The 12,160-nt window shown below is 73.8% G+C and carries 10 protein-coding genes and 1 pseudogene; 3 read left to right on the top strand and 8 right to left on the bottom strand.

All coding sequences use genetic code 11. The features are described 5' to 3' along the window. Window positions 1-102: 102 nt before the first annotated feature. The 4 genes from AC2CJA_RS17470 to AC2CJA_RS17455 form a co-directional block, all read right to left on the bottom strand. Window positions 103-1,458: an Nramp family divalent metal transporter gene (locus AC2CJA_RS17470; RefSeq protein WP_484603623.1), complete on the bottom strand. Its 1,356-nt coding sequence runs from the start codon at window positions 1,456-1,458 to the stop codon at window positions 103-105. 120 nt (window positions 1,459-1,578) lie between these two features. Next, window positions 1,579-2,025 (bottom strand): RidA family protein, encoded by a 447-nt coding sequence (locus AC2CJA_RS17465; protein WP_484603622.1) that lies wholly within the window; start codon window positions 2,023-2,025, stop codon window positions 1,579-1,581. Between the two features lie 55 nt (window positions 2,026-2,080). After that, window positions 2,081-2,833 (bottom strand): IclR family transcriptional regulator, encoded by a 753-nt coding sequence (locus AC2CJA_RS17460; RefSeq protein ID WP_484603621.1) that lies wholly within the window; start codon window positions 2,831-2,833, stop codon window positions 2,081-2,083. A gap of 5 nt (window positions 2,834-2,838) precedes the next feature. Beyond that, a complete protein-coding gene (locus AC2CJA_RS17455) occupies window positions 2,839-3,897 on the bottom strand; it encodes a sugar kinase (protein ID WP_484603624.1) in 1,059 nt (352 codons plus the stop codon). Window positions 3,898-4,047: 150 nt separating this feature from the next. On the opposite strand from AC2CJA_RS17455, the gene AC2CJA_RS17450 reads away from it, so the two are divergent. Both AC2CJA_RS17450 and AC2CJA_RS17445 read left to right on the top strand, forming a co-directional pair. Next, a complete protein-coding gene (locus AC2CJA_RS17450; protein WP_484603620.1) occupies window positions 4,048-5,412 on the top strand; it encodes an alanine racemase in 1,365 nt (454 codons plus the stop codon). A gap of 37 nt (window positions 5,413-5,449) precedes the next feature. Continuing rightward, complete coding sequence (locus tag AC2CJA_RS17445) at window positions 5,450-7,048, top strand: N-acyl-D-amino-acid deacylase family protein (RefSeq protein ID WP_484603619.1); 1,599 nt, start codon at window positions 5,450-5,452, stop codon at window positions 7,046-7,048. Between the two features lie 39 nt (window positions 7,049-7,087). Here the strand turns inward: AC2CJA_RS17445 and trhA are convergent, their stop codons facing one another. Next, entirely contained in the window at window positions 7,088-7,792 is a 705-nt protein-coding gene (trhA, locus tag AC2CJA_RS17440) for a PAQR family membrane homeostasis protein TrhA (protein ID WP_484603618.1), read from the bottom strand. Window positions 7,793-8,028: 236 nt separating this feature from the next. On the opposite strand from trhA, the gene AC2CJA_RS17435 reads away from it, so the two are divergent. Next, complete coding sequence (locus AC2CJA_RS17435; RefSeq protein WP_484603617.1) at window positions 8,029-9,864, top strand: phosphoenolpyruvate carboxykinase (GTP); 1,836 nt, start codon at window positions 8,029-8,031, stop codon at window positions 9,862-9,864. Window positions 9,865-9,936: 72 nt separating this feature from the next. On the opposite strand, the gene AC2CJA_RS17430 is transcribed toward AC2CJA_RS17435, so the two are convergent. The 3 genes and pseudogenes from AC2CJA_RS17430 to AC2CJA_RS17420 form a co-directional block, all read right to left on the bottom strand. Then, window positions 9,937-10,362 (bottom strand): SCO4983 family protein, encoded by a 426-nt coding sequence (locus AC2CJA_RS17430; RefSeq protein WP_484603616.1) that lies wholly within the window; start codon window positions 10,360-10,362, stop codon window positions 9,937-9,939. Between the two features lie 155 nt (window positions 10,363-10,517). After that, window positions 10,518-11,729: a pyridoxal phosphate-dependent aminotransferase gene (locus AC2CJA_RS17425; protein WP_484603615.1), complete on the bottom strand. Its 1,212-nt coding sequence runs from the start codon at window positions 11,727-11,729 to the stop codon at window positions 10,518-10,520. A gap of 105 nt (window positions 11,730-11,834) precedes the next feature. Continuing rightward, window positions 11,835-12,160: pseudogene (locus AC2CJA_RS17420) on the bottom strand (hypothetical protein); the annotation flags it as partial.

Below are 12,160 nucleotides of genomic sequence, written 5' to 3'. Positions count from 1 at the left end.
CCCCCGGCCCAACGGCGGGGCCGGCCCCCGCCCCGGGCCGCGCCGGCCCGGCCCCCCGCGCCGTTCCCGCACGGGCACTCTCCGGGCACCGTGCGGGAACGGTCACCAGGGCAGTTCGCGCACCTGCTGGACGCACAGCACGACGAAGAGCAGCCCGGCCGCCGCCAGCATCGCGTTGCTCAACGGTCCGTTGCGCCACTGGCGGGGGGTGCGTCCGGAGTTGAGCAGCCACAGCAGCGTCCCGGCGAGGAAGGGCATGAAGAAGGCGCCCAGCACGCCGTAGGCGATGACCAGCCCGAAGGGCTGGTCCAGCCACAGCAGGCCCATCGGCGGGAACGTCAGCCACAGCAGGTAGCCGCGGAACGGCCGGGAGCGCTCGCGCTGTCCCCGCGCGACCTCGATGACGGGGGGCTCGCCGCCGGCGCCCTGCGCCCGTGCCGCGCGCGTACGCTCCACGAAGTCGGCGAACAGCAGGCTGACGCCGTGCCAGACGCCCACGAGGGAGGAGAAGGAGGCGGCGAGGAAGCCGATCAGGAAGAGCTTGGCGGTGACGGCCCCGAAGCGGTCCTCCAGGATCCGGCCCAGGTCCAGCAGCCCCCGGTCGCCGGAGCCGACGGCGGTGCCGGCCGCGTGCAGCAGCTCGGCGCCGACGACCAGCATCGCCACCACGAAGACGCCGGTGGTCAGATAGGCGACCCGGTTGTCCAGGCGCATCATCCGCATCCAGCCGCTGTCGGTCCAGCCCTTGGCGTTGACCCAGTAGCCGTACGCGGCCATGGTGATCGTCCCGCCGACGCCGCCGACCAGGCCGAGGGTGTAGAGCAGCGAGCCGTCCGGCAGCACCGGCAGCAGTCCGGCGACGGCGTCGCCGAGGTGCGGCGTGACGCGGACCGCCACGTAGAGGACGACCACGAACATCACGCCGACGAAGACCATCATGGTCTTCTCGACGATCGCGTAGCGGTTGAACCAGACGAACGCCAGACCCGCCAGCCCGCACAGGACCGCCCAGGTCTTCAGTTCCAGGACGCCCGGGAAGAGGGCGACCAGCGGAAGCGCGCTGGAGGACATGGCGGCGGCTCCGTAGACGAAGCCCCACACGGTGACGTAGACAGCGAAGTAGACGGTGGTCCACGCTCCCAGGCTGCGCCAGCCGTCGAAGATCGTCCGTCCGGTGGCCAGATGCCAGCGGCCGGTGGCCTCCGCCAGCGCGATCTTCACCAGGCAGCCGATGACGGCCGCCCACAGCAGTGTGTAGCCGAACCTGCTGCCGGCCACGAGGGTGGCCACCAGGTCTCCGGCGCCGACGCCGGTGGCCGCCACCACGATGCCGGGGCCGACCAGCCGCCAGCTCGCCTTCCGCCCGGGAGGGGCCGCGGCACTCTCCGCGGCGGTCCCCGCTCCGTTCCCGGACCGTTCCGCGCCGTCCGCCGCGCCCTTCTCACCCGTACTGGCCATGTACGACCTCCGCTCTCGTCCCCGTGACCGGCGTGGCGCATACAACAGCGCGCCGCCGGACGGCACAAGAGGGCGCATTGGCGCACGCGAACGCGCGAGCCCCGGGCGGGCCGCCGGACCTCAGTCCACGACGGCCATGGCGTCGATCTCGACCAGCAGCCCGGCGGGCAGGCCGACGTAGACGGTCGTCCGCGCCGCCGCCGGCCCGGCGGGCCCCGCCGGGCCGGCGAGGTACTCGTCGTAGATCTCGTTGAACTCGGCGAAGTGGCCGGTGTCGGTGAGATAGACGCGGACCATCACCACGTCCTCCCAGCTCGCACCGCCCTCCCTCAGGACCGCCTCCACGTTGGCGAGGGTCTGGAGGGTCTGCTCGCGCAGGGACGGGCCCGCCGGGGTGGGCGGCTGCCCGGGGACGGCGGGCAGGAAGCCGACCTGTCCGGCCACCTGGAGGATGTTCCCCTTGCGCACGCCGTGCGAGAAGCGGGCGGGCGGGACGGTGTGGGTCGGCGGGGTGAACGCGGTCCTGACGGGGGTGCCGGCGCGGTTCTTCGCGGGGGTGTCGCTCACGGTCGTCCTTCCGGGTGAGGCGGGGTTTCACGGGGTTTCGCGTGGGCTCACGGGGTCAGGAGGCGGGGGGCCTGCCCGAGTACTCGGCGCCGGCGGCGTCGGCCGTACGCCGTACCAGGGGCAGCAGGCGCATGAGCTCGTCCGGGCCCGCCACGGCCGCGGGGGCGGAGACCGACAGCGCGGCGGCGACCCGGCCGTCCGCGCCGCGTACGGGGGCCGCGACGCAGTTGACCGTCTCCTCGTGGCCGCCGAGGTCGGTGGCCCAGCCCTGTTCGCGCACCCGGGCCAGTTCCCTCAGGAAGGCGTCCGGGCCCGGTGTGGAGCGGGGCGTGTGGCGCGGGTAGTCCAGGCGTCCGGCGAGCGCGCGCCGCTCGGCCTCGGGCAGGTCGGCGAGGATGACCTTGGCGACCGCGGCGACGGTGACCGCCACCGGTCCGCCGATGCGCGAGTACATCCGCACCGGGTAGCGGCTCTCGACCTTGTCGATGTAGAGGACCTCGTCCTCCTGCCGCACCGCCAGGTGGACGGTGTGGCCGCACGCCTCGTTCAGCTCGGCCAGGTACGGGTGGGCGACGGCGCGCACGTCGATGTTCTCCACGGCCTCCTGGGCCAGCGCGATCAGCCGCGCTCCCAGGCGGTAGCGCTGGTCGGCCTGGCGGTGGACCATGCCGTGCTCGTGCAGGGTGCGCAGCAGCCGCAGGGCGGTGGACTTGTGGACGTCCAGGTGCCGGGCGACCTGCTCGAGGCCTGCCGGCCCGCGCGCGAGCAGGGGGAGGATGCTCAGCGCCCGGCCGACGGTCTGGCTCATCTGTCTCACGCCTTCCGTGTGGTCCAGCCGGGGGTGAGCCGCAGTCTGCCCCAGGCGGCGTCGTCGAGCGCGGCCAGCCGGTCGGCCAGGGCCCGGCCGGGCGGCTCGGCGAGGTCGCCCGGGCAGGTGAGCGCGGCGGCGGCGGCCAGATGGCCGTGCCGCAGCCGCGCCCGCGGAGGCAGTCCGCGCAGCGTGGCGGAGAGGAACCCGGCGGCGAAGGCGTCCCCGGCGCCGACGGGGTCGGCCGTCTCCACGGACAGGGCGGGCACGTGGCAGGAGCCCGAGGAGGTGTGGGCCGTCGCGCCCCGGGCACCGTCCTTGACGACGAGCACGGACGGCTCCGGCAGCAGCTCGCGCAGGGCGGCGGGGTCCGCCGCGCCCCAGACCGCCCGCGCCTCGTCCGCGCCGGTGAAGACCAGGTCGCAGCGGCGCGCGAGGTCGAGCAGGACGGCCGGGTCCCGCCTCTTCCACAGCCCCACCCGGTAGTTGACGTCGAAGGACAGCAGCGGCCTTCCGGGCCGGGGGGCGGTCAGCTCGCGCAGCAGTGCCTGGCAGCCGTCGGACAGGGCCGCCGTGATGCCGCTGAGGTGCAGGATCCGGCCGCAGTGGGCGGCGGCTCGGTCGACGGTGGCCGGGGACATCGCGGAGGCGGCCGATCCGGCTCGGTGGTAGAGCACCTCGGCCTGGGCCGGATCGGCGGGCCGCTCGCCGGTGGTGGAGCGCTCGCCACCGGTACGGAAGTAGACGCCGGTGGGGCGGTCGGGGTCGCGGCGCACCGCGGAGACGTCCACCCCGCGGGCGGCGATCTCGGCCAGTACGTGGTCGCCGAAGCCGTCCGTGCCCACACGCCCGATCCAGCGGACCCGGTGCCCGGCGCGGGCGAGCAGGCAGGCGGTGTTGGACTCGGCGCCGCCGACGCCGCGGACGAAGACCGGGGAGTCGGCGAGCCGGCCGGGGCCGGCGGGCCGGAAGGCCGCCATGGTCTCCCCCAGGCAGACCACGTCGAAGGGGGGCCCGGCGTGGGGGCCGTGGGCCGCGGCGGGTGCGGAGGTCCCGGGAGGCACTGTCACGATCGCCCCCTCCCCGCTTCCGTCCCGGCCGTCCGTTGACCGGGCGTTCGCGGGGATGCTAGACAGCGATGAGCACTATGCGCAATAAGCGTTGCGCATATCGCAATCACCCTTCCGGGGCCGCCCCGGAGTCCGGAGTTCACCATGGCCGACGAGCACGCCGAGCAACCAGATCACCCCGAGCACCCAGAGCGCCTCCGGCACACCGGGGGACCCGGGCCCGCGGACCCCGTCGCCCGTCTCGCCGGCGAGGTCGTCGACCACCGCTTCAAGGGGCTGCCCCCGAACGCGGCGGGACTGACCGTGGGCGCGCTGGCGGCCCAGCGGCGCTCCCTGTTCACCGGCGGCTTCACCACCCCGGTGCTGACGCTGGCCGCCGGGGCGCTGGAGCACAATCTGCGGCAGCTGGGCGCCTTCGCCGCCCGGCACGGCCTCGCCTTCGCCCCGCACGGCAAGACGTCGATGTCCCCCCGGCTCTTCAGGCGCCAGCTCGACCACGGCGCCTGGGGCATCACGGTCGCGGTGCCCTCCCAGGCGCGCGTGTGCCGGGCCTTCGGGGTGCGGCGGGTCTTCCTGGCCAACGAGGTGGTGGACGCCGCCGCGCTGCGCTGGATCGCCGCGGAGCTGGCGGCGGACCCGGAGGTGTCGGTCGTCTGCTACGTGGACTCGGTGCGCGGCGTTGAGCTGATGGACGCCGCCCTGGCACCGGCCCCCGGTGCCTCCCCCGCCCCGCGTCCCCTCGACGTCGTCGTCGAGCTGGGCGTGGCGGGCGGCCGTACCGGTGTGCGCACGGCCGGTGAGGCGGTGCGGGTGGCGCGGGCGGTGGCGGAGGCGGCCTCGCTGCGGCTGGTCGGCGTCGCCGGTTACGAGGGGGAGGTGCCGGACGCCGACACCGGACGGGTGCGGGCCTGGCTGGAGGAACTGGTCGCGCTGGCCGCCGGCCTGGACGCGGCGGGCCTCTTCGCCGCCCTGGGGCCCGGGGAGGAGATCGTGGTGAGCGCGGGCGGCAGCGCCTGGTTCGACGTGGTGGCCGAGGTCTTCGGGCGCGTGCCGGAACTCTCGCGCCCGGTGCTGAGGCTGCTGCGCTCGGGCGCGTACGTCTCGCACGACGACGGCCACTACCGGCGCGCGACCCCGTTCAACCGCGTACCCGGGCAGGGCTCGCTGCTGCCGGCGTTCCGGCTGTGGGCGCAGGTGGTCTCCCGTCCCGAGCCGCACCTGGCGTTCCTCAACGCGGGCAAGCGCGACGCCTCCTACGACCTGGGCCTGCCCCAGCCGGTGACCGTCCGCACGGACGGCGGCGCGGAGCGGGCCGCGGAGGGGATGGAGGTGGTGAAGCTGGCCGACCAGCACGCGTTCGTCCGCCTCGCGCCGGGCACGGAGCTGGAGGTGGGCGACTGGGTGGCGCTGGGCCTGTCGCATCCGTGCACCGTCTTCGACCGGTGGCAGCTCATCCCCGTCGCCGAGGCCGACGGCACCGTCACCGATTTCGTCCGCACGTTCTTCTGAGCCCTCCCCACCCCGTCCCCGAGAACCGGAGTCCGCCGTGGAACTCGTCCTGCGCGGCGCGCGCGTCGCCGACGGCACCCCAGCCCCCGCCCGCCGGGCCGACGTCGGCGTCGACGGCGGCCGGATCGCCGTGGTCCACCGCGAGGGAGACCCCGGGCAGCGCCCCGGCGCACGGCGCGTGCTGGAGGCGGACGGCCTGGTCCTCGCGCCCGGCTTCATCGACATGCACGCCCACAGCGATCTGGCGCTGCTGCGCGACCCCGCCCACATCGCCAAGGTCGCCCAGGGCGTGACCCTGGAGGTGCTCGGGCAGGACGGCCTGTCGTACGCGCCGGTGGACGACCGCACGCTGGCGCGGGTGCGGCAGGCGATCACCGGCTGGAACGGCGACGGCTCGGACGTCGACTTCGACTGGCGGACCGTCGGGGAGTACCTGGACCGGCTCGACCGCGGCATCGCCGTCAACGCCGCCTATCTCGTCCCCCACGGCACGGTGCGGGCGATGGCGGTCGGCTGGGAGGACCGGCCCGCCGAGGACGGGGAGCTGGAGCGGATGCGGCGCCTGGTGGCCGAGGGCCTGGAGCAGGGCGCGGTGGGGATGTCGTCCGGCCTGACGTACACCCCGGGGATGTACGCCCCCGACTCCGAGCTGACCGAGCTGTGCCGGGTGGTGGCGTCCTACGGCGGCTACCACTGCCCCCACCACCGCTCCTACGGCGCCGGCGCGCTGGATGCGTACGCGCAGATGATCGAGGTCGCCCGCGCCTCCGGATGCGCCCTGCACCTGGCGCACGCCACCGTGAACTTCTCCGTCAACGCCAAACGCGCCCCCGAGCTGCTGGCCCTGCTGGACGCGGCCCTGGAGGAGGGTGTGGATCTGACGCTGGACAGCTATCCCTACCTGCCCGGCTGCACTACCCTGGCCGCGCTGCTGCCGAGCTGGGCGGCCGAAGGCGGCCCCGGGGCGGCCCTCGCCCGGCTGCGTGACCCGGAGGCCTGCGCCCGGATCCGGTACGCGATGGAGACCGAGGGCTCGGACGGCTGCCACGGGGTGCCGGTCGACTGGGACACCGTGGAGGTCTCCGGGGTGACCGACCCCGCCCTGGCCGGACACGTGGGCCGTACGATCGCGCGGACGGCGGCCGAACGCGGCGAGGAGCCGTTCACGGTGGCGCGGCGGCTGCTGCTGGCGGACCGGCTGGGCACCACCGTCCTCCAGCACGTCGGGCACGAGGAGAACGTCCGGGCGATCATGCGGCACCGGGCCCACACCGGCGGAAGCGACGGCATCCTCGTCGGCGGCCGGCCCCATCCGCGGGCGTGGGGCGCCTTCCCGCACTACCTGGGGCGCTATGTGCGCGAACTGGGCGTGCTGTCGCTGGAGGGGTGCGTGGCGCGTCTGACCGGCCGCCCGGCCGCCCGGCTGCGGCTGCCGGACCGGGGGCTGGTCCGCGAGGGGTACCACGCCGACCTGGTGCTGTTCGATCCGGAGACGGTGGCGGCGGGGGCGACCTTCGAGGCGCCGCGCACCCCGCCGCGGGGCATCCCGCACGTGCTGGTCGGCGGCCGGTTCGCCGTTGAGGACGGCCGCCGCACCGGGGTGCTCGCCGGCCGCTCGGTGCGGCGCGGCCGCTGACCGCCCGCCGGGGGCGGAGGACGGGACCGGGGCCGGGCCTCAGGCGTTGTAGGCCACCAGGGAGATCCCCACGTAGTGGACGGCGAAGGCGGCCAGGGTGAGGGAGTGGAAGACCTCGTGGAAGCCGAACCAGCGCGGTGAGGGGTTGGGCCGCTTGATGCCGTAGACGAGGCCGCCCACGCTGTAGAGGAGGCCGCCCACGATCACGCACACCAGGACGGCGACGCCGCCCGCGCGCAGGAAGTCGGGCAGGAAGAACACCGCGGCCCAGCCCATCGCGATGTAGCAGGGGGTGTAGAGCCAGCGCGGCGCGCCGACCCAGAAGACGCGGAAGGCGATGCCCGCGACGGCGGCGGCCCAGACGCCCCACAGCAGCAACTGACCGCGGCCTCCGGGGACCAGCAGGATCGTCAGGGGCGTGTAGGTGCCCGCGATGATCAGGAAGATGTTCGCGTGGTCGAGGCGGCGGAGCACCGCGTTGGCGCGCGGGCCCCAGTCCCCGCGGTGGTACAGGGCGCTGACGCCGAACAGCAGGCAGGCGGTCAGCGTGTAGACCGCGCAGGCCAGACGGCCGCGCGGGGTCTGCGCCAGAGCGGTGAGGAAGACCCCCGAGACCAGCACGGCCGGGAACATCCCGGCGTGCAGCCACCCCCGCAGGCGGGGTTTGCCGGGGTGGACGGCCCCCCGGGCACCGCGGTCCTCGGCGGGCAGGGTCCTGGGGGATTCGGGCACTGCGGCGGTCATACGTCTCATCGTACCTACGTGATCGCAGGCTTCACCGCCGCGTGGCCATGCTCACCATGCGGCCGTCTGGACAGAATCGCCCCGAAGGCGGAATATCAAATGAGCGTGGTCGGCACCGGATGAGCAACGCCGCAGCATCCGGGTCGCAGCCCCCACGGGGCCGATCCTGAAACACGGATGAACAAAACGGATACGTGTGCTGTATCCGCATGAAACCCTCGACATCTGGAGCGATTGTGGCGCGCAGTACTGCGGCTCCCGGCAACACCACCCCCACCCGTCACCGGGAACTGGCCGCCTGGGTCGACGAGATCGCGGCTCTCACCCGGCCCGACCGCGTCGTCTGGTGCGACGGTTCCGAGGCGGAGTACGACAGGCTCTGCGAGGAGCTGGTCGAGAAGGGCACCTTCACCAGGCTCGACCCGGTCAAGCGCCCCAACTCGTACTACGCCGCCTCCGACCCGTCCGACGTGGCGCGCGTGGAGGACCGCACCTTCATCTGCTCCGGGAGGGAGGAGGACGCGGGCCCCACCAACCACTGGATGGACCCCGCGAGGATGCGCGAGGTCTTCACCGGGTCCGGCGGCGAGGGCGGCATCTTCCGCGGCTCGATGCGCGGCCGGACGATGTACGTCGTCCCCTTCTGCATGGGGCCGCTGGGCTCCCCGCTCTCCGCGCTGGGCGTGGAGATCACCGACTCCGCCTACGTGGCCGTCTCCATGCGGACGATGACCCGCATGGGCAGCGCCGTACTGGAGGAGCTGGGCGAGGACGGGGCGTTCGTCAGGGCGGTCCACACCGTCGGCGCCCCGCTCGGACCGGGCCGGGAGGACGTCCCCTGGCCGTGCAGCCCCACCAAGTACATCTCCCACTTCCCCGAGACCCGCGAGATCTGGTCCTACGGCTCGGGCTACGGCGGCAACGCCCTGCTGGGCAAGAAGTGCTACGCGCTGCGCATCGCCTCGGTGATGGCGCGCGACGAGGGCTGGCTCGCCGAGCACATGCTGATCCTCAAGCTGACGCCTCCCCGCGGTGAGTCGAAGTACGTCGCCGCCGCCTTCCCCAGCGCCTGCGGCAAGACCAACCTGGCGATGCTGGAGCCGACGATCCCGGGCTGGACGGTCGAGACGATCGGCGACGACATCGCCTGGATGCGCTTCGGCGAGGACGGCCGCCTCTACGCGATCAACCCCGAGGCCGGCTTCTTCGGCGTGGCGCCGGGCACCGGCGAGCACACCAACGCCAACGCGATGAAGACCCTCTGGGGCAACGCGATCTTCACCAACGTCGCGCTCACCGACGACGGCGACGTGTGGTGGGAGGGCATGACCGAGGAGCCCCCGGCCCATCTGACCGACTGGCGGGGCGAGGACTGGACGCCCGACTCCGGCACCCCGGCCGCGCACCCCAACGCCCGCTTCACCGTGCCCGCCTCGCAGTGCCCGATCATCGCGCCGGAGTGGGAGGACCCCAGGGGCGTGCCGATCTCGGCGATCCTCTTCGGCGGACGCCGCGCCAGCGCGGTGCCGCTGGTGACGGAGTCCTTCGACTGGCAGCACGGCGTCTTCCTCGGCGCCAACGTGGCCTCGGAGAAGACCGCCGCGGCCGAGGGCAGGGTCGGCGAGCTGCGCCGCGACCCGTTCGCCATGCTGCCGTTCTGCGGCTACAACATGGGCGACTACATGGGCCACTGGCTGGAGGTCGGCGCCAAGGCGGACCCGGCGAAGCTGCCGAGGATCTACTACGTGAACTGGTTCCGCAAGGACGAGGGCGGCCGCTTCGTGTGGCCGGGCTTCGGCGAGAACGGCCGGGTGCTCAAGTGGATCGTCGGCCGCCTGAACGGCGAGACGGAGGGCACCGAGACGCCCATCGGCATCGTCCCGGCCAGGAGCGCCCTGGACACCGACGGCCTGGCGCTTCCCGAGGCGGACCTGGAGTTCCTGCTCAAGGTGGACGAGAAGGCCTGGCGCGAGGAGGCCTCGCTCATCCCCGAGCACCTGAACACCTTCGGCGACCACACCCCGAAGGCGATGTGGGACGAGTACCACGCCCTGGTCGAGCGCCTGGGCTGAGCGGGCGGCCGCCCGAGCGCCACGCCGAGAGCCCGCGGGCCCGGCGGGCTCCCCGCCCTCGGCCGGCGCCGGTCAGCCGACCTCGGTCAGGTCGAGCGCCCGGGCGTGGGTCTCCATCCGCTCGGCGGCCAGGGAGGCGGCCGCCGTGTCCGAGCGGGAGGTGGCCACGACCAGGGCCTGCCCGGCGAGTGTGTGGGCCCGCTGGTGGAGCGCCGCGACGCGGGGGGCGTCGGCCCCGGCCGCGGACGGCTCGGCCCGCAGCGGGGCGCGCCCTCCGCACAACCGGGTGACCTGGGCGTCGAGCCGCTGTGCGGCGTCGTCCAGCTCCGCGTCCGGGGTGTGGGCGCGGAGCTCGTCGGTCACGGTCAGCAGCGCGGTGAGATGACCGGCGAGCCTGTCGTCCAGCTCCTCCTCGCGGGAGCGGCGCGGGAGGGGTCCCCCGGTCCCGGCCCGATCGGCCATGGTGTGGACCGACGGCGTGCGAATCGGTTCGTACATGGGATGGCCTCCTGGCTGATACAGGAGTCCATCCTAACTTGGACTCTGTCTAAAGTTGTGGCGGGTGCAGAAACTTTTCCGGCGTCCTCGCCCGCTCCCGCCGGGCGCGGACAGGGCCCGGCGCCGCCCCGGTGCCGCGCTGTCCCGGCGGCTCCTCAGTGCTGGCCGTAGCCCTCCAGGAACTTCCCGATCCGCTGCACCGCGTCCGCAAGCTCCTGCGCCGGAGGCAGCGTGACGATACGGAAGTGATCCGGCTCCGGCCAGTTGAAGCCCGTGCCGTGGACGACCATGATCTTCTCGGTCCGCAGCAGGTCCAGGACCATCTGCCGGTCGTCCTTGATCCGGTAGACCTGCGGATCCAGCCGGGGGAAGAGGTACAGCGCCCCCCTGGGCTTCACGCACGTCACGCCCGGGATGGAGGTCAGCAGGTCGTACGCGGTGTCGCGCTGCTCCAGCAGCCGCCCGCCCGGCAGCACCAGATCGTTGACCGACTGCCGCCCGCCCAGGGCCGTGGCCACCGCGTACTGGGACGGCATGTTGGCGCACAGCCGCATGTTCGCCAGGATCGTCAGGCCCTCGATGTAGCTGGCGGCGTGCGTCTTCGGCCCGCAGACGGCCATCCAGCCGCAGCGGTACCCGGCCACCCGGTAGGACTTGGAGAGACCGTTGAAGGTGACGGTCAGCAGGTCGGGGGCGACGGCGGCGGTGGGAGTGTGGGTGGCGCCGTCGTAGAGGATCTTGTCGTAGATCTCGTCGGAGTAGACGATCAGGCCGTGGCGGCGGGCGATGTCCGTCAGACCGCGCAGCACCTCTTCGCCGTAGACGGCGCCGGTGGGGTTGTTGGGGTTGATGACGACGATCGCCTTGGTGCGGTCGGTCACCTTGCGCTCGATGTCGGCGAGGTCCGGCATCCAGTCGGAGTGCTCGTCGCAGCGGTAGTGCACGGCGGTGCCGCCCGAGAGCGAGACCGAGGCCGTCCACAGCGGGTAGTCCGGCGCCGGCACCAGCACCTCGTCGCCGTCGTCCAGCAGCGCCTGCATCGACATCTGGATCAGCTCGGAGACACCGTTGCCGATGTAGACGTCCTCGACGTCCAGCTCGATGCCCTTGGTCTGGTAGTACTGCATCACCGCGCGCCGGGCCGCCGGCAGCCCCTTGGCGTCGCCGTAGCCGTGTGCCGACCCGACGTTGCGCAGCATGTCCTCGAGGATCTCCGGCGGGCACTCGAAGCCGAAGGGCGCGGGATTGCCGGTGTTGAGCTTGAGGATGCGGTGACCCGCCGCCTCCAGCCGCATGGCCTCCTCGAGAACCGGGCCCCGGATCTCGTAGCAGACATTGGCGAGTTTCGTCGACTGGATCACCTGCATGACGGCCACTGTACGGACACCCCGGGCCGGGCGCTCCGTGTTTTTCCCCACGTGGGTGACGCGCGGGCGGCACACGGGTGGTCCGCGGGCGCCGCCCGCACCGCCTCACGCCCCGGCGGACACCCCCACCGTCCGCGCCAGCCGCTCCGGATCGGCCGTGGGGGCGTCGCACACGAAGTGCCGGCACACGTACGCGGCCGGGCGGCCCTCCAGCAGCGGTCGGCCGCGCAGCAGCGCCGGCGTCTTCCCGTCCGTGCCTCCGTCCGCACTTGCGTCCGCCGACGGCTCGCCCACGGCCACCACCGCGCCGGGCGCGGTGGCCAGCAGCGCGGTGCGGTGCAGCACGGCGGTGGCCGGGTCGCCGGCCGGGCCGACCACGGCGATCTCGCGCGGTCCGTCCAGCGCCGCCTCGGCGGCGGCCAGCCCCCAGC

It is taken from the genome of Streptomyces sp. ATLC9 (assembly GCF_057196705.1).
Note: the sequence above shows the minus strand (reverse complement) of the source record. Positions and strands in the feature narration are given on the sequence as shown.

Coding starts and splice junctions, on each gene's coding strand:
- AC2CJA_RS17470 (WP_484603623.1), bottom strand. CDS start 1,458: ATGGCCAGTACGGGTGAGAAGGGCGCGGCGGACGGCGCGGAACGGTCC.
- AC2CJA_RS17460 (WP_484603621.1), bottom strand. CDS start 2,833: ATGAGCCAGACCGTCGGCCGGGCGCTGAGCATCCTCCCCCTGCTCGCG.
- AC2CJA_RS17450 (WP_484603620.1), top strand. CDS start 4,048: ATGGCCGACGAGCACGCCGAGCAACCAGATCACCCCGAGCACCCAGAG.
- trhA (WP_484603618.1), bottom strand. CDS start 7,792: ATGACCGCCGCAGTGCCCGAATCCCCCAGGACCCTGCCCGCCGAGGAC.
- AC2CJA_RS17430 (WP_484603616.1), bottom strand. CDS start 10,362: ATGTACGAACCGATTCGCACGCCGTCGGTCCACACCATGGCCGATCGG.
- AC2CJA_RS17425 (WP_484603615.1), bottom strand. CDS start 11,729: ATGCAGGTGATCCAGTCGACGAAACTCGCCAATGTCTGCTACGAGATC.